General features: G+C 69.1%; 28 protein-coding genes and 1 tRNA gene. 12 read left to right on the top strand and 17 right to left on the bottom strand.

Going from position 1 to position 25,468, the window contains the following annotated elements; all coding sequences use genetic code 11:
- Positions 1–75: 75 nt before the first annotated feature.
- Complete coding sequence (locus tag VV01_RS01410; protein ID WP_050668322.1) at positions 76–777, top strand: TetR/AcrR family transcriptional regulator; 702 nt, start codon at positions 76–78, stop codon at positions 775–777.
- Between the two features lie 59 nt (positions 778–836).
- On the opposite strand, the gene VV01_RS01405 is transcribed toward VV01_RS01410, so the two are convergent.
- Positions 837–1,178, bottom strand: a complete 342-nt coding sequence (locus VV01_RS01405; RefSeq protein WP_050668321.1) for a hypothetical protein — start codon at positions 1,176–1,178, stop codon at positions 837–839.
- Between the two features lie 210 nt (positions 1,179–1,388).
- On the opposite strand from VV01_RS01405, the gene nhaA reads away from it, so the two are divergent.
- The 3 genes from nhaA to VV01_RS01390 all read left to right on the top strand — a co-directional run bounded on the left by nhaA (position 1,389) and on the right by VV01_RS01390 (position 4,230).
- Positions 1,389–2,705, top strand: coding sequence for a Na+/H+ antiporter NhaA (nhaA, locus tag VV01_RS01400; protein WP_050668320.1), 1,317 nt, complete (start codon positions 1,389–1,391; stop codon positions 2,703–2,705).
- A 127-nt stretch (positions 2,706–2,832) separates the two neighbouring features.
- Entirely contained in the window at positions 2,833–3,234 is a 402-nt protein-coding gene (locus VV01_RS01395) for a phage holin family protein (protein ID WP_050668319.1), read from the top strand.
- Positions 3,235–3,309: 75 nt separating this feature from the next.
- On the top strand, positions 3,310–4,230 hold the full coding sequence (locus tag VV01_RS01390; protein WP_050668318.1) for an alpha/beta fold hydrolase: 921 nt from the start codon (positions 3,310–3,312) through the stop codon (positions 4,228–4,230).
- Here VV01_RS01390 and VV01_RS01385 read toward each other — a convergent pair.
- A complete protein-coding gene (locus VV01_RS01385; protein ID WP_050668317.1) occupies positions 4,217–4,855 on the bottom strand; it encodes an NUDIX hydrolase in 639 nt (212 codons plus the stop codon). The genes VV01_RS01390 and VV01_RS01385 overlap by 14 nt on opposite strands.
- Positions 4,852–5,541, bottom strand: a complete 690-nt coding sequence (nth, locus tag VV01_RS01380; RefSeq protein WP_082221146.1) for an endonuclease III — start codon at positions 5,539–5,541, stop codon at positions 4,852–4,854. Before nth ends, VV01_RS01385 begins: the two co-directional genes overlap by 4 nt.
- Positions 5,542–5,741: 200 nt before the next feature.
- On the opposite strand from nth, the gene VV01_RS01375 reads away from it, so the two are divergent.
- Complete coding sequence (locus tag VV01_RS01375) at positions 5,742–6,419, top strand: Crp/Fnr family transcriptional regulator (protein ID WP_050668315.1); 678 nt, start codon at positions 5,742–5,744, stop codon at positions 6,417–6,419.
- Positions 6,420–6,536: 117 nt separating this feature from the next.
- On the opposite strand, the gene VV01_RS01370 is transcribed toward VV01_RS01375, so the two are convergent.
- Together VV01_RS01370 and VV01_RS01365 are read right to left on the bottom strand one after the other, a co-directional pair.
- Positions 6,537–8,261, bottom strand: a complete 1,725-nt coding sequence (locus tag VV01_RS01370; RefSeq protein ID WP_050668314.1) for a S53 family peptidase — start codon at positions 8,259–8,261, stop codon at positions 6,537–6,539.
- Between the two features lie 140 nt (positions 8,262–8,401).
- A complete protein-coding gene (locus VV01_RS01365) occupies positions 8,402–9,193 on the bottom strand; it encodes an MBL fold metallo-hydrolase (RefSeq protein WP_231635127.1) in 792 nt (263 codons plus the stop codon).
- 114 nt (positions 9,194–9,307) lie between these two features.
- Here VV01_RS01365 and VV01_RS01360 point away from each other — a divergent pair, with 114 nt between their 5' ends.
- Complete coding sequence (locus tag VV01_RS01360; protein ID WP_050668313.1) at positions 9,308–10,126, top strand: lysozyme; 819 nt, start codon at positions 9,308–9,310, stop codon at positions 10,124–10,126.
- Here VV01_RS01360 and VV01_RS01355 read toward each other — a convergent pair whose 3' ends face one another.
- From VV01_RS01355 to VV01_RS01345, 4 genes are read right to left on the bottom strand one after another with little or no spacing between them, the layout of a single operon-like run.
- A complete protein-coding gene (locus tag VV01_RS01355) occupies positions 10,127–10,969 on the bottom strand; it encodes an NUDIX hydrolase (protein ID WP_050668312.1) in 843 nt (280 codons plus the stop codon). It abuts the gene before it with no gap.
- Between the two features lie 2 nt (positions 10,970–10,971).
- On the bottom strand, positions 10,972–11,436 hold the full coding sequence (locus VV01_RS01350; RefSeq protein WP_050668311.1) for a RidA family protein: 465 nt from the start codon (positions 11,434–11,436) through the stop codon (positions 10,972–10,974).
- A gap of 3 nt (positions 11,437–11,439) precedes the next feature.
- Positions 11,440–11,565: a DUF4177 domain-containing protein gene (locus VV01_RS23145; protein WP_071606248.1), complete on the bottom strand. Its 126-nt coding sequence runs from the start codon at positions 11,563–11,565 to the stop codon at positions 11,440–11,442.
- 55 nt (positions 11,566–11,620) lie between these two features.
- On the bottom strand, positions 11,621–12,904 hold the full coding sequence (locus VV01_RS01345; protein ID WP_050668310.1) for an NAD(P)/FAD-dependent oxidoreductase: 1,284 nt from the start codon (positions 12,902–12,904) through the stop codon (positions 11,621–11,623).
- A 169-nt stretch (positions 12,905–13,073) separates the two neighbouring features.
- Here VV01_RS01345 and VV01_RS01340 point away from each other — a divergent pair, with 169 nt between their 5' ends.
- The gene (locus VV01_RS01340; RefSeq protein ID WP_050668309.1) at positions 13,074–14,084 is read left to right on the top strand and encodes an ArsA-related P-loop ATPase; all 1,011 of its coding nucleotides are present in this window, start codon (positions 13,074–13,076) and stop codon (positions 14,082–14,084) included.
- Complete coding sequence (locus VV01_RS01335) at positions 14,084–15,238, top strand: ArsA family ATPase (protein WP_050668308.1); 1,155 nt, start codon at positions 14,084–14,086, stop codon at positions 15,236–15,238. The genes VV01_RS01340 and VV01_RS01335 overlap by 1 nt, the downstream gene beginning before the upstream one ends.
- Positions 15,239–15,293: 55 nt before the next feature.
- Here VV01_RS01335 and VV01_RS01330 read toward each other — a convergent pair whose 3' ends face one another.
- Positions 15,294–15,605 carry a WhiB family transcriptional regulator gene (locus VV01_RS01330; protein WP_050668307.1) on the bottom strand — a complete coding sequence of 104 codons (312 nt, stop codon included), beginning with the start codon at positions 15,603–15,605 and terminating at the stop codon, positions 15,294–15,296.
- Between the two features lie 228 nt (positions 15,606–15,833).
- Between VV01_RS01330 and VV01_RS01325 the strand changes: the two genes are divergently transcribed.
- Positions 15,834–18,212 (top strand): transglycosylase domain-containing protein, encoded by a 2,379-nt coding sequence (locus VV01_RS01325; RefSeq protein ID WP_082220776.1) that lies wholly within the window; start codon positions 15,834–15,836, stop codon positions 18,210–18,212.
- 109 nt (positions 18,213–18,321) lie between these two features.
- Here the strand turns inward: VV01_RS01325 and VV01_RS01320 are convergent, their stop codons facing one another.
- On the bottom strand, positions 18,322–18,777 hold the full coding sequence (locus VV01_RS01320) for a GatB/YqeY domain-containing protein (protein WP_050671650.1): 456 nt from the start codon (positions 18,775–18,777) through the stop codon (positions 18,322–18,324).
- A 67-nt stretch (positions 18,778–18,844) separates the two neighbouring features.
- Between VV01_RS01320 and VV01_RS01315 the strand changes: the two genes are divergently transcribed.
- A complete protein-coding gene (locus tag VV01_RS01315) occupies positions 18,845–19,795 on the top strand; it encodes a metallophosphoesterase (RefSeq protein WP_050668305.1) in 951 nt (316 codons plus the stop codon).
- Between the two features lie 57 nt (positions 19,796–19,852).
- Positions 19,853–19,929 (top strand) — tRNA-Pro (locus VV01_RS01310).
- A gap of 102 nt (positions 19,930–20,031) precedes the next feature.
- Here VV01_RS01310 and VV01_RS01305 read toward each other — a convergent pair.
- Positions 20,032–20,373, bottom strand: coding sequence for a tyrosine-type recombinase/integrase (locus tag VV01_RS01305; RefSeq protein ID WP_050668304.1), 342 nt, complete (start codon positions 20,371–20,373; stop codon positions 20,032–20,034).
- Between the two features lie 255 nt (positions 20,374–20,628).
- Between VV01_RS01305 and VV01_RS01300 the strand changes: the two genes are divergently transcribed.
- Positions 20,629–21,876 (top strand): IS256 family transposase, encoded by a 1,248-nt coding sequence (locus VV01_RS01300; RefSeq protein WP_050668298.1) that lies wholly within the window; start codon positions 20,629–20,631, stop codon positions 21,874–21,876.
- Positions 21,877–22,147: 271 nt separating this feature from the next.
- Here VV01_RS01300 and VV01_RS23140 read toward each other — a convergent pair whose 3' ends face one another.
- The 5 genes from VV01_RS23140 to VV01_RS01280 all read right to left on the bottom strand — a co-directional run bounded on the left by VV01_RS23140 (position 22,148) and on the right by VV01_RS01280 (position 25,425).
- Positions 22,148–22,354 (bottom strand): helix-turn-helix domain-containing protein, encoded by a 207-nt coding sequence (locus VV01_RS23140; RefSeq protein ID WP_050668303.1) that lies wholly within the window; start codon positions 22,352–22,354, stop codon positions 22,148–22,150.
- A 246-nt stretch (positions 22,355–22,600) separates the two neighbouring features.
- Positions 22,601–23,107 (bottom strand): hypothetical protein, encoded by a 507-nt coding sequence (locus VV01_RS01290; protein ID WP_050668302.1) that lies wholly within the window; start codon positions 23,105–23,107, stop codon positions 22,601–22,603.
- A gap of 697 nt (positions 23,108–23,804) precedes the next feature.
- Positions 23,805–23,972, bottom strand: coding sequence for a hypothetical protein (locus VV01_RS23135; protein WP_157508695.1), 168 nt, complete (start codon positions 23,970–23,972; stop codon positions 23,805–23,807).
- 347 nt (positions 23,973–24,319) lie between these two features.
- Complete coding sequence (locus tag VV01_RS01285; RefSeq protein WP_071606247.1) at positions 24,320–24,952, bottom strand: hypothetical protein; 633 nt, start codon at positions 24,950–24,952, stop codon at positions 24,320–24,322.
- 5 nt (positions 24,953–24,957) lie between these two features.
- Positions 24,958–25,425, bottom strand: coding sequence for an HAD hydrolase-like protein (locus VV01_RS01280; RefSeq protein ID WP_050668301.1), 468 nt, complete (start codon positions 25,423–25,425; stop codon positions 24,958–24,960).
- Positions 25,426–25,468: the final 43 nt, after the last annotated feature.

The raw sequence follows: 25,468 nt of genomic DNA, 5'->3' as shown, positions 1-25,468 counted from the left end.
GCACCTCGGCGCGGGAGAAAACAAGAGCACTGCTCTCCCTTGCGAGCATTGCTCTCTGGTGGCACTCTCACGGCCATGACCGAACGCCCCGCCACCGCACGCGAACGCGCCCGTCAGGACGTCATGGCGCAGATCCTCGAGGCCGGCCGCCGCGAGCTGGCCGAGCACGGCGCCGGCGGGCTCTCGTTGCGGGCGGTCGCGCGTGAGGTCGGCATGGTGTCCTCGGCGGTCTACCGCTACGTGAGCAGTAAGGACGAGCTGCTGACCGCCCTGATCATCGAGGCGTACGACGACGTGGGCGCGGCCGCCGAGAAGGCCGCCGGCGGTCGTACGACACCGGGACGGCGATTCGTCCGCGTCCTGGCCGCGATCCGCACGTGGGCGAACGAGCACCCTCACCAGTACGCGCTGGTGCACGGCTCTCCCGTGCCCGGCTACGAGGCGCCGCAGCGCACGGTCGAGTCCGCCTCACGCGCGCCTCTTGCCGCGGGACGCCTCGTCCAGGAGGCGTACGACGCCGGCACCCTCGACGTCGATCGCCCCACTCCGAAGGTGAGCCGGGCCCTCGGCCAGCAGTGCACCGCGATCCGGGATGCGCTCGGGTTCGATGCGCCCGACGTGGTGATCGTCCGGTTTATGCAGGCCTGGACCCAGGCGTACGGGCTGATCAGCTTCGAGCTGTTCGGCCAGCTGGTCGGCTCGTTCGACCCGGCCGACGCGTTCGCCGCGCACACCTTCACCTCGGCGGCCGAGCACGTCGGGTTCACCGACCTGTAGACAGCAAAGCGGTGCGGCACCCCGGGCCGGGTGCCGCACCGTCGTTCACTGATGCGAGGTCAGGGCGTCAGGGTCGACTTGCACTCGTTGGTGGCCTTGTCGATCTTCTTCTCGTCGTCCTTGCTGATGTCGGCGTCGGTGTCGCCGTCCTTGATGGCGTTGAGCGTGTCGGCGCTGAGGTCGTCGTAGGTCTTGTCGACGATGCAGCCGGTGAACTTGTCCATCGACTTCTTGAACTCGGGGTTCTGAGCGCTCGCGCCCACCCGACTCGAGGCGACCTTCGCGTAGCCGGCCTTGACCTCGCCCTTGCTCGGCTTGTCACCGCCGCCGCACGCGGCGAGGCCGAACGGGATGGTTGCAGCCAGAGCGAGTGCGGCGGTCCGGCGCATGATGGTGTGCATGTGTTCCTCTCATCGGTGAGCGGGCCCGTGCGGCGGGCCCTGGGCCAAGACGCGGGCGTCGGGGGCGCGGTTCCCTCGTGGACGAACTTTTTCCGGACCGGCTCACCTCGGTAGGCTGGCCGCGGTGAGCCGGGAAGTCTGGTCGGCCATCACGGGGTGTCGCTACCGCGTGGTGACGACGACACCCGACCCGTTCTCAGGGAGACGACCTTGGTCCTGCCGCCCCCGCTCCGACCGCGCCTGTTCAGCCGAGGCTCCTGGCCCGAGGCCAGGCGCGTCGCCGCCGCTCTGCGCACCGAGACCGTCGGCGGCGCACTGCTGCTGGTCGCCGCCCTGCTCGCCATCGTGTGGGCCAACACCCCCTGGCGCGAGGCCTACGAGTCGCTGCGCGACGCCCACATCGGCCCCGCCTCTCTCGGCCTGGACCTGAGCCTGGCCCACTGGGCCTCCGACGGACTGCTCGCGATCTTCTTCTTCGTCGTCGGCCTCGAGCTCAAGCACGAGTTCGTCGCCGGCGACCTCAAGGACCCGGCCAAGGCGGCCGTGCCGATCGTCGCCGCGGCGTGCGGCGTCGCCGTACCAGCCCTGGTGTTCGTCGCGGTCAACGCCGGCCTCGACGGACAGCTGCGCGGCTGGGCCATCCCGACCGCCACCGACATCGCGTTCGCGCTGGCCGTGCTGGCCGTGCTCGGCACCCACCTGCCGTCAGCGCTGCGGTCGTTCCTGCTGACGCTGGCCGTGGTCGACGACCTGATCGCGATCACGATCATCGCGCTGTTCTACACCGGTGACCTCGACCTCCCGGTCCTCGGTCTCGCGCTCCTGCCGATCGTCGCGTTCGGCGCGCTCGTCCAGCGCGGCGTACGCACACCGTGGCTGCTCGTCCCGCTCGGTGTCCTCGCGTGGGCTCTCGTGCTCAACTCCGGCATCCACGCCACCATCGCCGGCGTCGTGCTCGGGCTGCTCGTCCCGGTCAAGGCCGTACGCCGGGGGTCGGCCGCTCCCGAGGGGCAGGAGTCGCACGCCGGGCGCCTGGACCACCTGCTCCGGCCGGTGTCGGCGGGTGTCGCGGTGCCCGTGTTCGCGTTCATGTCCGCGGGCGTCACCGTGGTCGGCGGCGGCTTCGGCGAGGCCGTCACCGATCCGGTCACGATCGGCATCGTGCTCGGCCTGATCGTCGGCAAGTGCGTCGGCGTCCTCGGCGGCACCTGGCTGATGTCCCGGTTCACCCGGGCCGAGCTCGACGACGACCTCGCCTGGTCCGACGTCCTGGGGCTGAGCCTGCTCGCCGGCATCGGGTTCACCGTCTCGCTGCTCATCGGTGAGCTCGCGTTCGGTGCCGGCTCCGCGGCCGACGACCACGTCAAGCTCGGCGTCCTGCTCGGATCCCTGTGCGCGGCGCTGCTGGCCGCGGTCGTTCTCCGGCGTCGCAACCGGGTCTACCGCCGCATCGAGGAGTACGAGACCCGCGACGCCGACGGCGACGGCGTCCCCGACTGCTACGAGGACGACATCGCGCGTTCCTGACCCGCCATACGAGACGCGCCCGGCCGGACGAGGGCTGGTCTCGCACTCCCCGACGACCGGTCGGTAGGGTTCAGGCAGAAACATCGACGGGCTGCAGTCCCGTGACGCCAAGCATCAGGAGGTAGGCATGGCCATCAGCACCAACGGGTCCGAACGCACGCTCGGCCAGCTGGTCGCCGACGCCTCGACTGACCTGTCGAGCATCGTCAAGGGCGAGCTCGACCTGGCCAAGCTCGAGATGAAGTCCGAGGTCAGCAAGGCCGGCAAGGGTGGCGGGTTCCTCGCAGCAGCGGGGCTCTTCGCGCTCTACATGCTGATGTTCCTGCTGCTGGCTGCGGCGTGGGGCATCCACGCGGCCGGACTCTCACTCTGGTTGAGCCTGCTCATCGTCGCCGGTGTGCTGCTGCTCATCACGCTGATCCTGGCGCTGCTCGGCCGCAGCTCGCTCAAGAAGATGCAGGGCGGTCCCAAGAAGACCATCGAGAACGCCCAGCAGACGGTCAAGGCCATTAAGCCCGCCAAGGGCTGACCAGCACCACCACCAGTACGGGCCCGCGCGGCCCCGTACTTCTTTCTCGCCCACCGCACGACTCAGGGGAGTGCGATGCCCAGCCCGGCCGACGTGTCGCGCGTCCTGATCGACGGCCCGTGGCAGCACCGGTTCGTCGCCGCCAACGGCGCGCGCTTCCACGTGGCCGAATCCGGTGAGGGCCCGCTCGTGGTCCTCCTGCACGGGTTCCCGGAGTTCTGGTGGGCCTGGCGTGACCAGATCCCCGCGCTCGCCGACGCCGGCCACCGTGTCGCCGCCCTCGACCTGCGCGGCTACGGCGCCTCCGACAAGCCGCCTCAGGGCTACGACACCTTCACGCTGGCCGCCGACGTCGCCGCGGTGATCCGCTGCCTCGGCGAACGCCAGGCCACCGTCGTCGGGCACGGCTGGGGCGGCTGGATCGCGTGGTCGATGGCCAGCATGCAGCCCGACGTCACCCGCGCGGTCGCGTCGCTCGGGATGCCCCACCCGCTCGTGCTGCGCCAGGCCTCGGCCCGCAGCATGCGCCAGGTGCGAGCCAATGCCTACCTGTTCGGGCTGCAGCGCCCGTTCGTCCCCGAGCGGCAGATGGTCGCCGGGCCGCGCTACGTCCGCAGGCTCATGTCGGCCTGGTCGGGTCGCCCCGGCTGGCCCTCCGGCGACGTCAGCCAGCTGTACGCCGACGCGCTGACTCTCCCGTTCGTCGCCCACTCCGCCGCCGAGTACTACCGCTGGGTCATGCGGTCGGTGATGCGTTCGGACGGCCGCCGCTTCGTGGCGCGCCTGAGCCAGCCGGTCGGCGTACCCGTGCTGCACGTGCACGGTGAGTCCGACGGATGTGTGCTGCCCGAGAGCTCGATCGGCTCACAGCAGTGGTGCTCGGGGCGCTACGACGAGACGCTGCTGCCGGGTGTCGGTCACTTCATCCCCGAAGAGGCCCCGGACGCCACCAATCGTCTGCTGATCGACTGGCTGGGCTCGCTCAGCGGGTCATGAACCTCTCGGGTACGACGCGCTCGTCGTGCTCGTCCCACGGCCGGGTCAGCCCGGCGAGGTCGAACGTCTCGGACAGCACGATCGCGGTGAAGCCCCAGATGTAGAGGCCGTCCACCTCGAACGCCGGCGCCGCGAACGCCCGCGACGGGTGGGTGGCCGTGAACCGGTGCGCCGGGTCGAGCAACGCCTCGAGCGGCACCCGCACCACCCGCGCGACCTCAGCGGGGTCGACCGCCAGGATCGAGCTCGGACGCGGCCACCACGCGAGCACTGGCGTCACCGAGAAGCCGGTGACCGACAGCGGCAGCCGAGGCAGCTGTCCGACCACCTCGACGCCGTCGGTGTCGAGGCCGATCTCCTCGCGGGCCTCGCGCAGTGCGGCCTCGACCGGCCCGTCGTCGGTGTCGTCGATCGTGCCGCCCGGGAAGGACACCTGACCGGCGTGCTTGCGCAACGTCGCCGCACGCTCGGTCAGCACGACGTCCTGGCCGCCGTCGTCCGAGGGCCCGAACAGCATGAGCACCGCCGACTGGCGGCCGTGCGCGAGCCCGGCCAGCCGGCGTACGAGCGGGATGTCGTCGTGCGAGGTGTCGGCGACCCGCTGCAACCAGTCGGGCGCGCTCACGCGCTCGCCTCGACGGCCGGCGGCTGAGCCCCGGGCGCGAGCTCGTACTTGAGCAGCGTGGCGGCCTTGTCGGGGTCGGTCTCTCCGTCGCCGTACGAGGGGCACCAGCGCGCGACCGGGCAGACACCGCAGGCGGGTTTCTTGGCGTGACACATGCGGCGGCCGTGGAAGATCAGGACGTGGCTGAGCATCGTCCAGTCCTTGCGCGGGAACAGCGCACCGATCTCGTGCTCGACCTTGACCGGGTCGGTCTCGTCGGTCCAGCCGAAGCGGCGGACGAGGCGGCCGAAGTGGGTGTCGACCGTGATGCCCGGGACGTCGAACGCGTTGCCCAGCACCACGTTGGCGGTCTTGCGGCCCACGCCGGGCAGGGTGACGAGGTCCTTCAGACGCGGTGGGACCTCCCCGTCGAACCGCTCGACCAGCGCCTGGCCGAGCGTGATGACCGAGCTGGTCTTGGCGCGGTAGAAGCCGGTCGGCCGCAGCAGCTCTTCCATCTCGGTGCGGTCGGCCTCGGCGAGCGCCTTCGCGTCGGGGTAGCGCGCGAACAGGTGCGGCGTGACCTTGTTGACCATCACGTCGGTCGTCTGGGCCGACAGGACGGTGGCGACCAGCAGCTGCAGCGGGTTCTCGAAGTCGAGCTCGCAGTGGGCGTACGGGTAGGTGTCGTGGAGCGCGCGGTACATCTTGCGCGCGCGGCGGGTGCGGCCGACCGGAGTCTCGTGGGTGACGTCGAGGCGCTTCACCCACAGCACCCTAGGCGCCGCCTCCGACAGCCGTCTCGCGGGCGACCGCGGGGCCTATGCCCTACGGTCCTGCCCACCGGAATGTCGCGTCACCGGACGAGGTGTGACCGGTTGCACGACGCGCGTGGCAGACTGACCGCGTGGATATGGAAGTCGTGCGCCAAGCCCCGCTGTTCGCACCCCTGGACGACGAGGCCGCAGAGGCGCTGCTGTCACAGATGACCCGCAGCCGGATCGAGCGTGGCCAGGAGCTGTTCCACGAGGGTGACCAGGGCGACCGCCTCTACGTCATCACCGAGGGCAAGATCAAGCTCGGCCGCCGCTCCCCCGACGGTCGCGAGAACCTCCTCGCGATCCTCGGCCCGGGCGAGATGCTCGGCGAGCTGTCGCTGTTCGACCCCGGCGCCCGGACGGCGACGGCCACTGCGGTCGCCGAGACCGAGCTCGTCGGCCTGAGCCACCAGGAACTCACCGTCTTCCTCGACGGGCGCTCCGAGGTCGCCGTGACCCTGCTCAGCGCGTTGGCGCGCCGCCTGCGCCGCACCAACGAGGCGCTCGGCGACCTGGTCTTCACCGACGTCCCCGGCCGTGTCGCCAAGGCGCTGCTCGACCTGTCGTCGCGCTTCGGCCGCCCGGCCGAGGAGGGCGTCCTCGTCGCCCACGACCTCACCCAGGAAGAGCTCGCCCAGCTGGTCGGCGCCTCGCGCGAGACCGTCAACAAGGCGCTCGCCGACTTCGCCTCGCGCGGCTGGCTCAAGCTCGAGGCCCGCGCGGTCACGCTGCTCGACGTCGAGCGGCTCCAGCGCCGCGCCCGCTGACACACGCACGACACGACGGGCCGTCCGGTTCACCCGGGCGGCCCGTCGTCGTACACACATCGACTGCCCGGCACTCCATGGAGTGCCGGGCAGTCGAGATTCGTGCGTGGGTCCGACCTACTTCGTGACGGCGTCCAGCCAGGCCTGGCCGTCGGGCGAACCGACACCCGTCACGTCGTCGTACGCCGGGCGCACGTGGATCGTGAGCGGCTCGTCGTCGTCGAACCAGCGCGCGGTGTAGGAGTAGCCGTCGGCGTCGTCGACACCGGTCTGGGTCTGGCCGACCGCCGTGCCCGTGGTCGGGTCGCCCAGCGCCGAGACGTCCGGTACGACGCGCTGCGCGGCACCGCCGTAGGTCTTGCTGAGCGCGTCCGGAACGACGCCCTTCTGGTAGGCCGGCTGCGCGAACAGCCTCGACGTGCCGCCACCCGAGCCGTACTGGTAGGTCGCCGGCGACCAGGCACCGTTGACGAGCGTGCTGCGGCCGGTCTCCCAGCCGAGCTCGAACTGCCGTGAGTCGTCCTTCGTGACGCCCAGCGAGGTGCCGCCGACGGCGGTGACCCACGGGCTGGACGCGGGCCAGTCCGGTGTGGGTGCGACCGAGGAGTCGCCGCCCGTCTCGTCCCCGGAGTCACCCGAGCTGAAGAAGATGCTGATGCCCTCGGCCGCCGCCTGCACCTGCGCGTCGACCTGCGGCTTGATGTAGCCCTGCGGCAGCGCCTCACCGCCGTACCCGTAGGAGTTGGTGATGATGTCGGCGCTGTGGCTGTCGACGACATGGTTGAGCGTGGCGTCCATGTCGCGGTAGTTGTTCGGCGCTCCGACGTAGAGGATGTTCGCGCCCGGCGCCGTGGTGTGCACGGCCTCCAGGTCGAGGGTCTCCTCGCCGGCCCAGCCCTGCGGGTCCTGCTTGCTGTTGACCGCGCGGTTGTAGGTGCCCGGTGCGACCTGCTCCTTGAACAGGCCCTTCGTCGACGGCAGCCCGTGCTTGGCCGAGTACGCCTCGAGGTCCTGCGCTGCGGTCGGCGAGGCGTACGCGTCGATCACGGCGACTGTGACGCCCTTGCCGTCGTTGCCCGAGGCGATCGCCTGCTTCACGCCGTACGCGCCCTGCAGCTGCGTGCCTGCGTACCCGCACGGTGAGAACGCGCTGGGCGTCGAGGGCAGCTTCGTGCCGTCCGGCGTGGCGGTGTTGGCGACCGTCTTCTCACCCCAGTACGCCGAGCACGGCTGGGCGTTGACGAACACCGGCGCCGGAGGCACCACGTCGTGCTCGACCAGAGCCATCGAGTCGTCGAGCCCGATCACGGCCTGCACACCGCCGACGTCGGAGGGCACGGACAGCTCGGAGTCGTTGGAGCGCAACGACTTCCCGCGATAGGTGTATTGCGAGAACGTCGTCCCGAACGCCTTGCCGGCGGTGGCCACCGAGCCGTGCGCCTCGACGTACCGGTTGTTGGCGGGCGTGTAGCCGACGCTCAGGCCCTGCGAGCGCAGCCACTGCTTGAGCGCGGCGACCTGCGATGCCGTGGGCGCGTACTTCGCGCGGTACTGCGCGGGTGTGAGGAAGTGCTTGTACAGCGCGCTGCCCGGCGTCGACACGGCGGTGGCGTACGCCTGTGCGCCGGCGTCGTCACGACCCTGGAGGTAGACCCGGAAGTTGACGGTCTCGCTCTGGTCGGAGGCGCCGGTGCGGTGAGCCTGCGTGGCCCAGGAGGCCTTGCTGCCGGACAGGGCCGTGCGCGTGGTCGGCGCGGCTTGGGCCGTGCTCAACGACAGTGCCGCGAGCGCGGTGGCGCTGAGGACGGCGAGGGTGAGGCGGGTTGGTGCTGGTCGTGACACGAGAACTCCATCTGCGTGGGTTGAACTCGTCGGCTCCCCCGACAGGCGGCTACCGGGTCAGGACGCCCGGTAGCGCTGATCGAACACCGGTCGCCGCCGGCGTGCGCATGACAGATGTCACGAGCCGTCGGGCCGCGCGTTCACCGCTCCAGATAGGTCAGCTGCGCCTGCACGGTGAGGCGGGCGGCGGGCCAGACCGAGCGGTCGACGTCGGCGTAGACCCGCTCGACGACGGCCTCGACCACGTCGTCGGCGTCGCGAGCGCCCGCGTCGAGGGCCTCGCGGACCTGCTGCAGCCGTGCCTGTCGGTGGTCGCGGTAGTAGGTCAGGACGGCGTGGGCGTCGTCGATGACCGGACCGTGGCCGGGTGCGATGGTGTCGATCTCCTGACCGGAGAGAGCGATCATGCGGTCGAGCGAGGTGAGGTACGACGCGACGTCGCCGTCGGGGTGGGCCACCACCGACGTGCCGCGCCCGAGCACCATGTCGCCCGTCAGCAGCACCCGGTCGCCGGGCAGCACGAACGACACGGAGTCCTGGGTGTGGCCAGGCGTGAGAACGGCGCGGATCTCAAGGCCTGCCAACGCAATTCGCTCGTCGTCGGCGAACGGATCGCCGAGGCCAGCACCCCGGACAGGTGCTCCGGTGAGCTCGGCCCAGCGGTCAGCCGACTCGGCGTGGTCGAAGTGGTTGTGGGTGAGCAGGGTCAGCCCGACCGAACGCTCGCCGACGTGGTCGAGCACCCGCTGCAGGTGGCTCTCGTCGAGCGGCCCCGGATCGATGACCACCACCTGGTCGGCACCCGGCTCGGCGAGCACCCACGTGTTGGTGCCGTCGAGGGTCATCGGACCGGGGTTGGGGCACAGCACGCACTCGGCACGCTCGCTCACCCGCCCACCGGACCACGCGTCGTACGCCGTCGAGGTCGTCACCCACGGCACGCTAGCAACGTCACCCGACTGTCATTCCTTGACCATCGGCCGGTAACTCTTTGACGGCAGCGTTCCTACGGTGACAAACACTGACCCCTCGTCCCGGGAGTGCACATGAAGACCTCACGCACGCTCACGGCCGCAGTCAGCGCGGCCGCATCCCTGGCCCTGCTCACCTCCACCGTCGCGGACGCAGCCCCGCGCCCCGGCCCGACGCCCAACGCCAGGGCGCACGGCATCGAGAAGCGCGGCGACGCGTACATGGGCTGGAACAACCCCCGGCTCCCCGCGACCAAGACCAACCCGGGCGTGCTCGCCACCGTCAGCGGTATCGACGTGAGCTCGCACCAGGGCAATGTCGACTGGTCCGCGCAGTGGGGCGCAGGCCACCGGTTCGCCTACGTCAAGGCGTCCGAGGGCGACTACTACGTCAACCCGTACTTCGCCCAGCAGTACAACGGCTCCTACAACGTCGGCATGATCCGCGGCGCCTACCACTTCGCCACACCGGGCGACAGCGGCGGCGCCGCCCAGGCCGACTACTTCGTGAACCACGGCGGTGGCTGGTCGAGGGACGGCAAGACCCTGCCGGGCGTCCTCGACATCGAGTACAACCCGTACGGCGCCACCTGCTACGGGCTCTCGCAGTCCTCGATGGTCAGCTGGATCAAGGCGTTCTCCGACCGCTATCGCTCGCGCACCGGTCGGGACGTCGTGATCTACACGACCGCAGGCTGGTGGACCCAGTGCACCGGCAACACGACCGCGTTCCGCTACACCAACCCGTTGTGGGTCGCGAGGTACGCCAGCACTCCCGGCACCCTGCCCGGCGGCTGGCCGTACTACACGTTCTGGCAGTACACCAGCACGCCCATCGACAAGGACTACTTCAACGGCGACCTGACGCGCCTGAAGGCTCTCGCCAACGGCTGATCACTGCTCGACCAGATGAGCCCGGAGCACGACTCCCTCGTCGGTGTGCACCGGCTCGGGCATGACGCGTACGACGGGTGGGCGGGCTGCGACGAACGCTTCGGGGGACGTCGCGCTCGCCACCCGTCGTACGTTGACCACCGTCGGCGGCAGCATCAGTGCCTCGCGCGAATCGGCCTGTGCCAGAAGGGTTTCGGGCTCGATCCACACCGCGGTGTCAGCCTCGGTGGTGGCGTCGTCGGCCACCTGACCGATCGGCAGCAGAGCCGCGAAGAAGTAGGTGTCGTAGCGCTTCGGCTCGAACTCCGGCGTGACCCAGTGATCGCGCAGGGTGAGCAGGTCAGAGCGCAGCACGAGCCCGCGCCGCGTCAGCAGCTGCGTGAACGACTGCTCCTTGGACAGCAGGGCCGCACGCTCGGCGTGCCACTCCTGGCCCGACACGTCACCGACGACGGTCTCGGCGTCGGGACCGGCGAGCAGGACGCCGCACTCCTCGAACACCTCCCGGACAGCGGCGATGACGAGCTGCTGAGCGGTGGGCTCGTCGACACCGATGCGCTCGGCCCAGTCGGTCGGCGACGGACCCGCCCACGGCAGGCCGGGCTCGGCGTCACGCTGGTCGACGCCACCACCCGGGAACACCCACATCGACGGCGCGAACTCCATCGTCGGCACCCGTCGGAGCATGAACACCTCGACGGCACAACGGTTTCCGGAGCGTACGAGCATCACCGTGGACGCGAGCCGCGCCGCGGGCGGGTCGGTGACCGGTCGCTCGGCGTGCTCACGCAGACGGCCGCCGACCGGGAAGTCGACGGCCGTCGTACGAGGCTGTGAGGTCACGGTCAGTCCTGGACCGCGACGACGATCTCGACCTCGACGGGGACGTTCTTGGGCAGCACCGCCACGCCGACGGCCGACCGCGCGTGGGCGCCCTTGTCGCCGAAGGCCTTGCCGAGCAGATCGCTCGCGCCGTTGATGACCCCGGGCTGACCGTCGAACGACGGGTCGGACGCGACGAAGCCGAGCACCTTGACGACCTGGGTGACCTTGTCGAGGTCGCCGATGAGGTCCTTGACCGCAGCGAGCGCGTTGAGGACGCAGGTCTGGGCGCAGGCCTGCGCCTCGTCGGCGGACACCTCGGCGCCGACCTTGCCGGTGGCCTGCAGCTCACCGTTGACGGCCGGGATCTGGCCGGAGGTGTAGACCAGGTCGCCGTGCCGCAGCGCGGGGACGTACGACCCCGCAGGCGTGGCGACATCGGGGACCTTCAGGCCCAGGGCAGCGAGGTTGTCCTCGACGACTGACATGGTTCAGCTCTCCTTCGGACGCTTCAGGTAGGCGACCAGGCCGTTGCCGTCAGGACCGGGCACGACCTGCACCAGCTCCCAGCCGTCCTCGCCCCACTGGTCGAGGATCTGCTTGGTCGCGTGGATCATGAGGGGGACGGTGGCGTACTCCCAAGGCGTAGTCTTGGGCCTGAGATTACGGGCGTCACCGGGTCGGGTCGAACGGCACCAGCTCGCGGGGTACGACACCGCTCACCATCTGCTCGGCCAGCAGCTGACCGGACAGCGGACCGAGGGTGATGCCCCACATGCCGTGGCCGCCGTTGACCCACACGCGCGGCACCTTGGTGGCGCCGACGAGCGGGAGACCGTCGACCGTGACAGGCCTGCCGCCGACCCAGACGTCCTCGCGGTCGTCCCAGTCGACACCGGTCAGCAGCGGTCGGCCCGAGCGCACGATGGCCTCGACGCGGTCGGCGTTGAGCGGGGCCTCGGTGTCGGCGAACTCCATCGTGCCGCCGACACGCAGGCGGTCGCCGTACGGCGTACAGGCGACGCGCTCGTACGGGAAGTAGACGGGGCTCGGCACAGGCCGGGCGGTCGGCTCGGTGACCGCGACCGAGAACGAGTAGCCGCGACCGGCGCGCAGCGGCACCTTGACACCGCAGCGCGCCGCGAGCTCGGGCAGCCACGCGCCGGTGGCGAGCACGACGGCGTCGCCGTGCACCGGCTCGCCGGACACCATCTCGACCGTGACGCCCTGCGGGCCGTGACGCAGCGCGCGCACGTTGGAGCCGATGACGACGTCGCCGCCGCGCTCCTGCACGGACGCGGCGAGCGCCTCGACGTAGGCGCCCGGGTCGATGTAGCGCTGGCCGCCGATACGGATGGCGCGCTCGACCTTGTCGGACACGATCGGCAGCTCGGCGCGCAGCGTGGCGTTGTCGACCTCGGTCGTCTCGAGGTCGAGGCCGGCCTCGTGGATGAGCTCGATCTCGTGCTCGAGCCCGGCCGCGTCGGCCGCCTTGAGGAAGGCCGCCATGATCGGCGCCTCGTGCGAGATCGCTTTGACACCACCGGTCTCGAGGGCGTCGTACGCCGACAACGCCCGCTGGTTGACCGGCACGTAGTGGTGCATGGTGCGCATCCACTGACCGGGCGTGCAGCGGCGGGCGAACCCGAGCATGAACCGCGCGAGGCGCGCGTCGGGCTTGAGCGGCACGTAGAGCGGCGAGTTGGGGTCGAGCACGGCCTTCATGCCGTACTTCAGCACCGACGGGTCCGACAGCGGCACGCTCAGACCGGGCGAGATCCAGCCGGCGTTGCCCCACGAGCTGCCGGCGGCGACACCGCTGCGCTCGACCACCGTTACGTCGACGTCGTGCTCCTGCAGGAACCACGCGGTCGAGAGCCCGACCATGCCGGCACCGACGACCACGACGTGCGCACGACCTGAGCCCCGCACCGGGGTCAGCCGCTCCTTGCTCATACCGCTCCTCCTGGCTCACCGACGACTCCGTCGGCCACCCCAGTGCGGCCTCGGCGTCGTCGCCTGGCCGACCGTCTCACCTTCCTGGCGTACTCGCGAGTACGCACCCGCGCCGTCCGGTGGGCGCCCATCCGGCGCGCGCAGGGCCGCAGGTGTCTACGCTCGGCGTGTGACCGACAACCGCCCCAGCGGGGCCGACTGGAGCGGCGTGCGGCTGCACATCGTCACCGGCAAGGGCGGCACCGGCAAGACCACCGTCGCCGCGTCCCTGGCCATGGCGCTCGCGAGCGAGGGACGCCGGGTCCTGCTCGCCGAGGTCGAGAGCCGTCAAGGCATCAGCCGCACCTTCGACGTCGCCCAGCTCGGCGACGACGAGCGCCGGGTGGCCCGCGGTCTGCACGGCGGTGAGGTGGTCGGCCTGTCGATCGACGCCAAGGCCGCGCTCATGGAATACCTCCAGATGTTCTACAAGCTCGGCCGCGCCGGTGGCGTGCTCGAGAAGTTCGGCGTCGTCGACTTCGCCACCACCATCGCGCCGGGTGCCCGGGACGTGCTGCTGATCGGCAAGGTCTACGAGGCCGTCCGGCGGCGCGAGGGCAAGCGCAAGAACGGCCCCCACCTGTACGACGCCGTGGTGCTCGACGCGCCGCCCACCGGCCGCGTCGGCCGGTTCCTCAATGTCAACCACGAGGTCGCGGGCCTGGCCAAGGTCGGCCCGATCCGTCAGCAGGCCGACTCGATCACCGCGATGCTGCGCTCCCCTGCGACCGTCGTCCACCTCGTGACGCTGCTGGAGGAGATGCCGGTGCAGGAGACCATCGACGCGGCTGCCGAGATCGAACGCATCGGGCTGCGCGTGGGCGGGCTGGTGATCAACCAGGAGCGCGAGCAGCAGCTGACCGACGCCGCCATCGACGCACTGCGCCGCGACCCCGACGACGTCGCCGCGCTCGAGACCGACCTCGCCACCGCCGGCCTGCGGGTCGGCCCCACGCTGGTCAACGGGCTCGTGCAGACCGGCCTCGACCTGGGCGACCGCCTCGACATGGAGACGCGCGAACGCAAGGCGCTGACTGCCCTGGACCGACCGACGTACCACCTGCCGCTGCTCCACGAGGGGCTCGACGCCGGCGGGCTGCGCGAGCTCGCCGATGCGCTGGTCGGTCAGGGGATGGCGTGATGGACGCACTCAGCATCGACCCGCTCATCGCCAGCAGCGCCACCCGCACGGTCGTGTGCTGCGGCTCCGGGGGCGTCGGCAAGACCACGACGGCCGCGGCGATCGCGGTGCGCGCGGCCGAGTCCGGACGCCGGGTGGCCGTGCTCACCATCGACCCCGCCCGCCGGCTCGCGCAGGCGCTCGGCCTGGAGGAGATGGGCAACGAACCCGTGGCGGTGCCCACGGTCGACACCTCCGCGGGCGGCTCGCTCGACGCGATGATGCTCGACATGAAGCGCACCTTCGACGAGGTCGTGCTCAACCACTCGACCCCTGAGAAGGCGCAGCAGATCCTGGCCAACCCGTTCTACCAAGCGGTGTCGAGCTCGTTCGCGGGCACGCAGGAGTACATGGCGATGGAGCGGCTGGGGCAGCTGATCGCCGAGCGGGTCGACGGTGAGCCGCGCTGGGACCTGATCGTCGTCGACACGCCTCCGTCACGGTCGGCCCTGGACTTCCTCGACGCACCCAAGCGGCTCGGGTCGTTCCTGGACGGCCGGTTCATCCGGCTGCTGACCGCGCCGGCCAAGGTCGGCGGCCGGGCCTACCTCAAGGTCGTCTCGGTCGGCATGGGCGCGGTGAGCGGAGCGATGACCAAGGTTCTCGGCGCCCAGCTGCTCACCGACGTACAGACGTTCGTCGCGGCTCTCGACACGATGTTCGGCGGGTTCCGGGAGCGGGCCGAGTCGACGTACGCGCTGCTGCAGGACCCCGGGACGGCGTTCGTCGTGGTGGCGACGCCCGAGCGGGACGCGTTGCGCGAGGCGTCGTACTTCGTCGATCGGCTGGCCGAGGAGGGCATGCCGCTGGCGGGACTCGTGGTCAACCGGGTGCAGATGACCTACGTGCCGTCGGTGTCGGCCGCACGTGCCACAGCCGCCGCAGAGGTCCTCGACGGTGAGGACGACCGCAACGGCTGGTCGGGTGCCGACAGTGCGGCGCTGCTGCGGGTCCACGCGGATCTGGCGGACCACGCCGCGCGTCACGCGTCGGCGATCGGACGTTTCACGGCATCGCACCCGGACATCGCCCTGGTGCAGGTGCCGGCGGCTGCACACGACGTGAACGACGTGGACGAGCTGCGGAGCATCGGGGACAGTCTGGCCGGCGTCTGAGCCGGCCGAGCCTCGCAGCGGGCCTCGCCGCACTCATCGAGTGCGGGTCGTGGGATCAGGCCAGGGTGTTGGCCTCGTCCGCGCGGGCGGTCTTGAACAGGCTGGCCCAGGATCGGACCTCGGGGCGACGACGCAGCAGAGCGCGGCGCTCGCGCTCGGTCATCCCGCCCCACACGCCGTACTCGGTGCGGTTGTCCAGGGCGTCGGCCAGACATTCGGCGACGACCGGGCAGCGCTGGCAGATCACCTTGGCGGTCTGCTGGGCAGCGCCCTTGGCGAACAGCTCGTCGGGCGATCCGGAGCGGCACACAGCGCGCGCAGCCCAGTTCTCGTCCCACAGCGGAGTTTCAGCAGCAATTGCTGTCATGAGGGTGTGGCCTTCCGATGTACTTGTCGTACCCGCCCCCACGGGTCTGCTCAGGTTATGAACTTGGTTCGGAACGCCACCAGAGCCCGCTAGGACTATTTACACGTAGTCCCTTCGGACTATATAAGAGTGGGCCGCGACCTTCCTGAGAGCTCGCGCCCTCGCGTACGCCGACCGCCCCTCTGCGGCTCCCAGGTGGAGCACATCGCTCGGGTTACCCTGGTGCCCATGCGTCAAGCGTCCCGCGTGGCCAATGTCATGAGCCTTCTCGGAGCCCTGCTGGCCACCTCGCTGGTCATGGGGCTTCTCGCTGCCGGGCTGGTCCTCCCGGCGGTCGGTGCGTCCGGCCAGGCGGCCAAGTCGAGCGTCGGCATGTTCAACGACCTGCCGTCCGACTTCGAGGTCAACCCGCTCAACCAGCAGTCGCGCATCCTCGCTGCCGACGGCTCGACGATCGCGACGCCATACGACGAGAACCGCATCGTCGTCCCGCTGTCGAAGATCGCGCCGATCATGCGGCACGCGCAGGTCGCGATCGAGGACAAGCGGTTCTACGAGCACGGCGGCGCTGACCCGCAGGGTCTGGCCCGTGCGGTCGCCGCCAACATGGTGAGCAGCGGCACCCAGGGTGGTTCGACGCTGACGCAGCAGTACGTCAAGGTCGTCCAGGCCGACCAGGCCCGCAAGTCGGGCAACAAGGAGGAGGCCGAGCGCGCGATCTCGCGCACCGGCACCGAGGGCTACCTGCGCAAGCTGCAGCAGCTGAAGTACGCCATCACGCTCGAGGGTCGGATGACCAAGGACCAGATCCTCGAGGGCTACCTCAACACGGTCTACTACGGCGACCAGCAGTACGGCGTCGAGGCCGCGGCCCGCCACTACTTCGGCGTCCCGGCGTCCAAGCTGAGCATCAGCCAGGCGGCGACGCTCGCAGGTGTCGTGCAGCGCCCGGGTCAGACCGACCCGATCCACAACCCCGAGGACTCCACGCACCGCCGCAACGAGGTCCTCAACCGGATGCTCGCGCAGAAGTACATCACCCCGCAGCAGCACGCCACGGCGACCGCTCGCAAGATGAAGGACGACCTCAACGTCACCAACTTCGACCAGTCGTGTGCGTCGTCGAAGTACCCGTACTACTGCTACTACGTCCAGGACTGGCTGCTCCAGCAGCCCTCGCTCGGCAAGACGCCGCGCGAGCGCCTGAAGACCCTGCAGACCGGCGGGCTGATCATCCAGACCGCGATGGACCCCAAGAAGATGGCCATCCTCGACAGGCAGATCAAGTCGCGCGTCCCCGTCGGCAATGACGCGGACGTCCAGGCCGCCGCCGTCCAGGTTCAGCCCGGCACCGGCCTGGTGCAGGCCATGGGCCAGAACACCACCTACGACAACCGCGGCGGCGTCGGCAAGAGCGCGGCCAACTACGTCGTCCAGAAGACCGAGAACCCGCGTGCGGGCTTCTCCGTCGGATCGGCCGGCAAGATCTTCGCGATCATCACCGCGCTCGAGAAGGGCCGGAAGGTCAACTCGCCGGCCAAGATCCCGCCGTACAACACGGTGCGCGACGGTGACCCCGCACGAATCTTCACGAAGAAGGAGTTCCCCTCACCGTGCGGCGTGGGTCGCACGCCCTGGATCGTGCGCAACGACCACACGGTCCCGCCGCGGACGAGCACCCTCACCGAGATCACGGGAGAGTCGGTCAACACCGCGTTCGCTCAGCTCGTCAGCGAGATCGGCGCATGCGATGTGGGCAAGACGATCGACAAGCTCGGTGTGCACAAGCCCAACGGGGACCTCGAGCTGAAGACGCCGTCGACGGTCACCCTGGGTGCGTACAGCACGCCGTTGATGATCGCCAACGCGTACGCGACGGTCGCCTCGGGCGGCATGTACTGCTCTCCGCGCCCGGTCGTCTCGATCAAGAACACCCGCGGCAAGGCCCTGCCCATCCAGACGAGCGCGTGCAAGCGCGTCCTCAGCCAGCCCGTGGCAGCAGGCACGGCCAAGATCTTCCACGCACCGCTCGCCAAGGGTGGCACGGCGTTCGGCAACGGCCTCGCCGGCGGACGCGACGCCTTCGGCAAGACCGGTACCGAGGGCGGCGCCACGTCGACCTGGTTCGTCGGTTCGACCCCGCAGCTCACCACCGCGACGTGGGTCGGTCGTGCGCAGGACGGCAAGAACGGCAGCAAGCGCGTCGACGGGCAGCTCGTGCCGCTGCGTGACCTCACGCTGGCGGGCAAGTTCATCAAGAGCTACGTCTACGGTGGCACGGTCGCTGCACCCATGTGGAAGTCGATCATGGACGAGTCGCTGAAGGGCCAGCCCGTGATGAAGTTCCCGCAGCCGCCTCAGAGCATCATGGGCACGCCACCTAAGAGCACCGACAAGCCGAGCGACAAGCCCTCCACGGCCTCCCCCGCGGCGTTCAAGGAGGACGACGACGACAAGCCGAAGGCCACGCCGCGCTCGACGCCGACCGTGCAGGCGCCGCGCCCCCAGCCGACGTGGCCCTTCCCGCTGCCGGACCGCCCGCGCGACCGTGACAAGGGCAAGGACAGGCCCAAGCCCGGCTGGACGTTCCCGCCGCCGCGAGACTGACCGACGCCCCTCGCCGAGAGGCCCACTCACGCCCGAGAGGCCCACTCGTTCACCTCGAACGAGTGGGCCTCTCGTCTGCTAGTGGGCCTCTCGGTGAGGCCGTGAGCGATCAGGCGCCGAGCGCTCGCTTCACCGCCGCTGCGACCCGGCCGCCCTCGGCCTGGCCCTGCACCTTGGGCTGGACGACCTTCATGACCTGCCCCATCTGCGCCATCCCGGACGCGCCGGTCTCGGCGACGGCCTCGGCCGCCAGCGCGTCGAGCTGCTCGTCGGTGAGCTGCTTCGGCAGGTAGGTCTCCAGAACGGCCAGCTCGGCCCGCTCGGTCTCGGCGAGCTCGGGACGCCCGGCGCCGTCGTACGCCTCGGCCGACTCGCGACGCTTCTTGGCCTCCTTGGTGATGACCTGCAGGACCTCGTCGTCGGTGAGCTCCTTGGCCTCCTTGCCGGCGACCTCGGCGTTGCCGATGGCGGCGAGCGTCATGCGGATGGTGCCGGAGCGCAGCTGGTCGCGCGCCTTGATGGCGTCGGTCAGGTCGGAGCGAAGGGTCGCCTTGAGGTCGGTCATGGCGCAATTCTGACAGCCGCCGCGGGTGTGCTCCATCGAGTTCGGACGCGGTGCGAGGATGACGAGCATGTCTGTCGTACGCCGCGTCGCCGCCACCACCGTCGCCGCGGGCGCTGCAAGCCTCGCCTGGGCGACGCTCGTCGAGCGCCACTGGTACGCCGTGCGCCGGGCCCACCTGCCCGTGCTCGCCCCGGGGTCCAAGCCGCGGAGCGTGCTGCACGTGTCCGACCTGCACCTCGTCCCCCGCCAGGAGCATCGCATCCGCTGGGTGCAGGCGCTCGCCGGCCTGGAGCCCGACTACGTCGTCAACACCGGGGACAACTGCTCCGACCTGCACGCCGTGCCCGCAGTGCTGCGCGCGTTCGAGCCGCTCATGCACGTGCCGGGTGCGTTCGTGCTCGGGTCCAACGACTACTTCGCACCGCAGCCCAAGAACCCGTTGCGCTACTTCGACCTGTCGCACCGGCGCGGCGCCGACATGGGCATGCCGTCACTGCCGGTCGCCGAGCTGGTGGCCGGGTTCACCGCCGGCGGCTGGACCGACCTGACCAACCGGCGTACCCGCACCGACATCCGCGGACTGGACGTCGAGCTGGTCGGCGTCGACGACCCGCACCTGGACTACGACCGCTACGACGCGGTCACCGCACCGGCCGACCCCCGAGCCGCGCTGACGCTGGGAGTCGTGCACGCGCCGTACACCCGCGTGCTCGACGCGATGAGCTCCGACGGCGCCCAGCTGATCCTGGCCGGCCACACCCACGGCGGCCAGCTCGCGGTGCCGTTCTACGGCGCGCTCGTCACCAACTGCGACCTCGACCAGCGGCGCGCCCGCGGCGTCTCACGGTGGTGGCCGGGCGCGGTCGGACGCCCCGACTCCGAGGCTCCGAGCGACGCCACCTGGCTCAACGTGTCGGCCGGTCTGGGCCACAGCAAGTACGCCCCGGCCCGGTTCGCGTGCCGCCCGGAGGCGAGTCTGCTGACCCTCGTGCCCCGAGGTGCCGAACCGATTTCATGACTGGCGGGGGCACCAGGTATCGTGTGCTCTCGTGCCCGCACGGTTGTGCGGGCGCACCGGGGTGTGGCGCAGCTTGGTAGCGCGCTTCGTTCGGGACGAAGAGGTCGCAGGTTCAAATCCTGTCACCCCGACCATCCGAGAGACCGGCTCTGACCAGCGCAAACGCTGGCTAGAGCCGGTTTTCTTGTGTCTGGCTCTCCTGCCCGATGCGGCCAGCGAGGCACAAATAGGGAACATCAGCCGAGATCCTCCTGACCCATGTTGGGCGCAACCTGGTTGCCGGCCGCGCGGAGGCGGTCGGCGGCACCGGCAGTGCGATGCGTGTAGCGCGACAGAGTGAAAGCCGCCGACGCGTGGCCCGCCGCCGAAGCGACCGCAGATGGGTCCACGCCTTCGGCGACGAGAGCAGAGATGTATGCGTGTCGTAGACCGTGGAAGGTCGTAGGCGCGGCGGCGCGGCGCACGATGCGGCCGACCGCCTGAGCCTCGGTCCGGACAGTCTCTTCGTTGGGCATCCCGTCGCGATCGGTCCAGTGAGCAACCCATCCGCCGCCGGGGGCCTCGACGAGGGAGCCCATGAGACCCGCACGCACGAGACCCGGGCGAAGGATTCGCGATCTGCCGTGCCCCCGGGAGTAAGGAGTGTCCAGAGCTGTCGCGAATAGCAGACCACTCGAACTGGCTGGGTAGCTCGCCATGTGGCAGTTGAGTCCCTGATAGTGGTGTAGCGCGGTCGCTGGCCATCGTTGACGAGTTGGTCGTGGACGTGGGTGCGGCCACCGCGTGATCCTTCGAGTGAACCTTCCACAGCACTCTCGAACGGAGTCATCACGATGACCGCACCACACATTGTCGACCCTGCTGGCCTGTTGGGTGAAGCCCTGGCCGAAGCGTCCCCTGATCTGATGCGCAACCTGCTGCAGTCGATCATCAACACGTTGCTGTCCGCGGACGCTGACGCGGTCGTGGGCGCCGAGTACGGCCGGCCCAGCCCGTCGCGCACGGCTCAGCGCAACGGGTACCGGCACCGGGACCTGGACACCCGCGTCGGCACGATCGATGTCGCAGTCCCCAAGCTACGCACCGGCAGCTACTTCCCCGAATGGCTGCTGGAACGGCGCAAACGGGCCGAGTCGGCGCTGATCACCGTGGTGGCCGACTGCTACCTCGCCGGGGTGTCCACCCGGCGCATGGACAAGCTGGTGAAGACCCTGGGAATCGACTCGTTGTCGAAGTCGCAGGTCTCGCGGATGGCGACCGACCTGGACGAGCACGTCGACTCCTTCCGCCACCGCCCACTGGGCGAGGCCGGCCCGTTCACGTTCGTGGCCGCCGACGCGCTCACGATGAAGGTCCGCGAGGGCGGCCGGGTCATCAACGCCGTGGTGCTGCTGGCGACCGGCGTCAACGACGACGGGCACCGCGAGGTCCTGGGCCTGCGCGTCGCGACCGCCGAGACCGGCGCGGCGTGGAATGAGTTCTTCGCCGACCTGGTCGCCCGCGGCCTGACCGGGGTGCGGCTGGTCACCTCCGACGCCCACCACGGGCTGGTCGAGGCGATCGCAGCGAGCCTGCCCGGCACGACCTGGCAACGCTGCCGCACCCACTACGCCGCCAACCTCATGTCGATCTGTCCCAAGAGCATGTGGCCGGCGGTCAAGGCGATGCTGCACAGCGTGTACGACCAGCCCGACGACCAAGCCGTACAAGCCCAGTTCGACCGGCTCATCGAGTACACGGCCGAGAAGCTGCCCGCCGTGGCCGAGCACCTCGCACACGCCCGCGAGGACATCCTCGCGTTCACCGCGTTTCCCAAGGACGTGTGGACCCAGATCTGGTCCAACAACCCCGCCGAACGCCTCAACCGCGAGATCCGCCGCCGCACCGACGCCGTCGGCATCTTCCCCACCCGCGCGGCGATCGTGCGGCTGGTCGGCGCGGTCCTGGCCGAGCAGACCGACGAATGGGCCGAAGGCCGCCGCTACCTCGGCCTGGACCTGCTGGCCCGCTGCCGCATCAACATCGTGCCCACCACCGAACCCGACACCGGAGTTGATGACCTGCCCGCCCTGACCGCCTAAACCCTCAGCAAGGAGAACGCAGCGCTACACCACTACAAGGGACTTGACCGCGCATCGAGCACTTTTCGCCCGTACTCGGCGACCGTGAGCGCACTCCCCGCCTCATTCAGGTAGGTCCCATTGCGTGCCGCAACCTTCATCTCTGCTTCGAAGGTGTTCGCAGCCTTGGCGGTCTTGAACGACTTGCTCCGCTGGCGCGTCTCTCCTGGCAGTCGGTACCGCACCCGGTATGACTGCACTGTTCCGTTGTCGCGCTTGACCCTGGATGCCATCAGCCGACCTGATCCAGCCAGTGCTGAAGGGCGGCTCGCGAGACAAGTACACGGCCGCCGATACGGAGGCGGCCCGGGATCTCTCCGCTGTTCAGCGCGGCGTACGTGCCGCTCAGCGAGATTCCGATGAGTTCGGCAACCTCTCGGACGGTCAGCGTCAGCCGCCCGTCCGGGTCGGCTGTGGTGCGTCGCGTTGCAGTGGCCACAGTGGGTCCTGCGCCCGGATGGTCAGTCCGGTCTCCTGCGCATCCTTCCAATACGTGCGGCCTGCGGGCGGTCGGTCCCGGAGCGGCCTAAGCGATGAGGTTCCTCACACCTCAGCCAGTCGGTACTGGCAGTTCTACAGTAACCATCCGTCTCACACATCCCAGGTCGACGCGCCGATCGAACTCGACTGCCCTGCAACAGGATTCGTAGTGCGGATGTACTCCCATGCGCATGTCATGACATCCCTACTCGGGCATGCGCGAGCCATGCTGGCTCCGCCCGCACAACTCACCGTGTGCACAATTCGCAACCAGGTTGGAAGCCATCCAGAGCGCGTAGCTCGACGTCCAGCCGGTCCGCGCCCATGCCCGCGCATCGCCTGCGCGCTCGACGAGAACGTCGACGGCCCCACGGGCAGCCAACGCTTTCTCCGGTTCTCCCGCGCTGGGGCCGGACCACCCGACGTAACTCGCCCACATCAGAAGATCTGTGTCGAGGACGAGTGCGTCTCCCCGCCCCGCACAAACCACCGTGCCTGGGATGCACCACCTGTCCTCGCCCAGGAACGTCGGCTTCATGACGCGGCGTTCCTGAGATCGGGAAGCGATCCAGAGAGTGCCCTTGCGGTCTACGGCGGCAGCGTTGATCCCGCCGCCGTGCTGCGGAGTGCGCGCGACCTTGACGATCAGTTGCGCGACCTGCCTGTCTGTAAGGCCATCAATCGTTGCCGTCTGCCGAGTTGCCGTGGCCATGATGCGGTCCTGCGCCCGGATGGTCGGTCCGGTCTCCTGCGCGTCCTTCCAATGCGTGCGGCCTGCGGGTGGTCGGTCCCGGAATGGCCTATGCGGTGAGGCTCCTCGCACCTCAGCCAGCCGGTGCTAGCAGTTCCAGGATAGCCAAGTGTCGCGGGTGATCCGTAGCCCAGCGACGGCGAGTCGCATTGTGGCGCAACAGGATTCATCGGCTTGCAGTGGGGATGGACGCGCGTCCACACATGCGCACGTCATGACATACGTATGACCCCCACTACGTCCGCACCCGTGCTGGACTGGCGCCATGGAGACCCTCGTCCAAGAAGCAGTCGATCGAGCACTAGCGCTCCGCGGAGCCCGACGCTGGCTGTTCTTCGCGGCCGCCTTCCTCCTCGGAGTGCTCACGACTGACTCGAGTAGTCGCCGTGTCATCGGATCAGTAACTCGACTCGCGGCCCACGAAGTCCTGCGCTCCCCAGCATTGGCCACCGGCTTCCTGACTCTCCTCGCCACTGCCGTTGCCTGGGATGCAGCGACCCGATGGAGCGAACGCAAGTGGCAAGACGAATCCGCGCAGCATCTACTCGAACCTCAGACGTACGAATGTTCCGCTGGCCAGCTGGAGGCATCGGTTAGGAGCAGTTGGAACGAGCGTCACCGAAGGTTCGATCACGCCCTGCAGGTCGCTTCAACCGGATCAGAGCGCATGATTAACGTTCGCGGTGTCGTGCACATCATCGACAACCTCGGCGTGCGCATTCAGGAGTTCCCCTTCGAAATCTCCTATTTGCCAGCAGGGCAACAGGTTCGCGTGGCTGAGCCAGACAGCGACATCCATTACGGCAGGGTCGACCTCCTCGTCCATCCAGCTGACCCCGATGGAGAATCCACTTACTACAGAGGAAAGGAGTATATGAGAAGTTACACGTGGCTATTCCGGGCGCGTCGGAGGCGGGTTATGTGGCCCCTGAAGACGCGCCGCAATATCTACCATCTCGCGCGAAGGTCCCGGACGGCTCGAGGATATATCCGAGAGCGGTACCGAGGCGCATTTCACCGGGTGCTCCGGGCAATAATTGTGCTCGGACTGGTTGGCCTAGCAGCATCGGCGGCTTGGGCAGCAATTCACGCGGTCGCCTGGATTTCTTATGGCGTGTACGAAGTCACGCATGGGTGGTTCATGCGACACTGGTAGCGCCCCCGCACTAATGATTAAGGATGACGCGTCGAAACCGTCGATGAAGTCACCACATGGCTTGACGGAGTCGCGGTGGGCGCATCACTGGCCGGACCATTAGTCGCTGATGTACCGAGAGATACGCCGACCTGTAGACAAATCGCGGCCCCGGCGAGAGCTGTTGCTCCGATCTTGTAGAACCAAACCAATTTATCGTCGGAGTGCATGACTTTTCTACGACTTAGAAGCCGGACGACTCGCTTGGTCTCGTACTCGCTCCGCTCAGTGATGGTGGCAGTCATCGCGGCCACAGGTAGTGATTTCTTGATTTCGTTTTCGATGTCGGTACCAGTCGATACCGCAGCCTTCAGCAACGGGTGATACCAGACTCTGTCGACGAAATAGAAGGCGTACCAAAGCAGCAGCCCGATGACAAGGACGAGCGTGCCCAGGGAAACCCAACCTACCCGCGTGCCATCCTTCGCGGCGACACCGGCGGCGCCAAGCGCGAATGTCGCCACCGTAAGGGCGAGGCCGCGGATCCGCCACTCGATGTCATTGAAGTGCATTTGGACCGCAACAGCCTGCTTGTACAAGTCTAGGTAGTGCGTGACCTGTTGATCCCGCGTGAGCTGTTCTCCGTCGCCGGCGCCATCGGGGATGGTCACGTCGCTCAACGCGCTGCCATCAGAGCCGGCCCGAACGTGGGCAGAATATCTGCGAATCCGTCATGACAAACGATGCTCGGAGTCACGGCGCCCCTTGGTTTCGCGAGTTCCCTCTCTCGGGCTACGTCCTTGTCTGACCAATGAGTCACCCGCCGCAACAGGTCGTACTCCGCGCGATGTTGGGCAAGGCCGTACTGAGCGTGCGCGTCCAGGACTCCCGCATCCTGCGCCATGGCGATATCTTTCATCAAACTGTCGCCGAGGTAGACCGCGTCGCCCGGGGCGCAGTCCTGCTCGTCGAGGATGGTGTTCAGGATCTCCACATTCGGCTTGAGGGCTCCGTTCGGAACGAAGCGGTGCTGCGTGCCACGCAGCCGGTAGTGATCGTCACCGTAATGACCAGTACGAAGGTCAGCACTATCAACGCCCGCCAACTGATCGTGGTCTGGCGACGAGTAGAGGACATCGATCACGCCGTCCAGGCCTGTGTGCCTAATGCGCCACCCAGTCCAGAAG

Origin of the sequence: Luteipulveratus halotolerans, assembly GCF_001247745.1 — a bacterium.
GTDB classification, from domain to species: Bacteria; Actinomycetota; Actinomycetes; order Actinomycetales; family Dermatophilaceae; genus Luteipulveratus; species Luteipulveratus halotolerans.
Note: the sequence above shows the minus strand (reverse complement) of the source record. Positions and strands in the feature narration are given on the sequence as shown.

Coding starts and splice junctions, on each gene's coding strand:
- VV01_RS01410 (WP_050668322.1), top strand. CDS start 76: ATGACCGAACGCCCCGCCACCGCACGCGAACGCGCCCGTCAGGACGTC.
- VV01_RS01405 (WP_050668321.1), bottom strand. CDS start 1,178: ATGCACACCATCATGCGCCGGACCGCCGCACTCGCTCTGGCTGCAACC.
- VV01_RS01395 (WP_050668319.1), top strand. CDS start 2,833: ATGGCCATCAGCACCAACGGGTCCGAACGCACGCTCGGCCAGCTGGTC.
- VV01_RS01390 (WP_050668318.1), top strand. CDS start 3,310: ATGCCCAGCCCGGCCGACGTGTCGCGCGTCCTGATCGACGGCCCGTGG.
- nth (WP_082221146.1), bottom strand. CDS start 5,541: ATGTACCGCGCGCTCCACGACACCTACCCGTACGCCCACTGCGAGCTC.
- VV01_RS01360 (WP_050668313.1), top strand. CDS start 9,308: ATGAAGACCTCACGCACGCTCACGGCCGCAGTCAGCGCGGCCGCATCC.
- VV01_RS01350 (WP_050668311.1), bottom strand. CDS start 11,436: ATGTCAGTCGTCGAGGACAACCTCGCTGCCCTGGGCCTGAAGGTCCCC.
- VV01_RS23145 (WP_071606248.1), bottom strand. CDS start 11,565: ATGATCCACGCGACCAAGCAGATCCTCGACCAGTGGGGCGAGGACGGC.
- VV01_RS01345 (WP_050668310.1), bottom strand. CDS start 12,904: ATGAGCAAGGAGCGGCTGACCCCGGTGCGGGGCTCAGGTCGTGCGCAC.
- VV01_RS01335 (WP_050668308.1), top strand. CDS start 14,084: ATGGACGCACTCAGCATCGACCCGCTCATCGCCAGCAGCGCCACCCGC.
- VV01_RS01330 (WP_050668307.1), bottom strand. CDS start 15,605: ATGACAGCAATTGCTGCTGAAACTCCGCTGTGGGACGAGAACTGGGCT.
- VV01_RS01325 (WP_082220776.1), top strand. CDS start 15,834: ATGCGTCAAGCGTCCCGCGTGGCCAATGTCATGAGCCTTCTCGGAGCC.
- VV01_RS01320 (WP_050671650.1), bottom strand. CDS start 18,777: ATGACCGACCTCAAGGCGACCCTTCGCTCCGACCTGACCGACGCCATC.
- VV01_RS01315 (WP_050668305.1), top strand. CDS start 18,845: ATGTCTGTCGTACGCCGCGTCGCCGCCACCACCGTCGCCGCGGGCGCT.
- VV01_RS01305 (WP_050668304.1), bottom strand. CDS start 20,373: ATGGGCTCCCTCGTCGAGGCCCCCGGCGGCGGATGGGTTGCTCACTGG.
- VV01_RS01300 (WP_050668298.1), top strand. CDS start 20,629: ATGACCGCACCACACATTGTCGACCCTGCTGGCCTGTTGGGTGAAGCC.
- VV01_RS01290 (WP_050668302.1), bottom strand. CDS start 23,107: ATGGCCACGGCAACTCGGCAGACGGCAACGATTGATGGCCTTACAGAC.
- VV01_RS23135 (WP_157508695.1), bottom strand. CDS start 23,972: ATGGACGAGGAGGTCGACCCTGCCGTAATGGATGTCGCTGTCTGGCTC.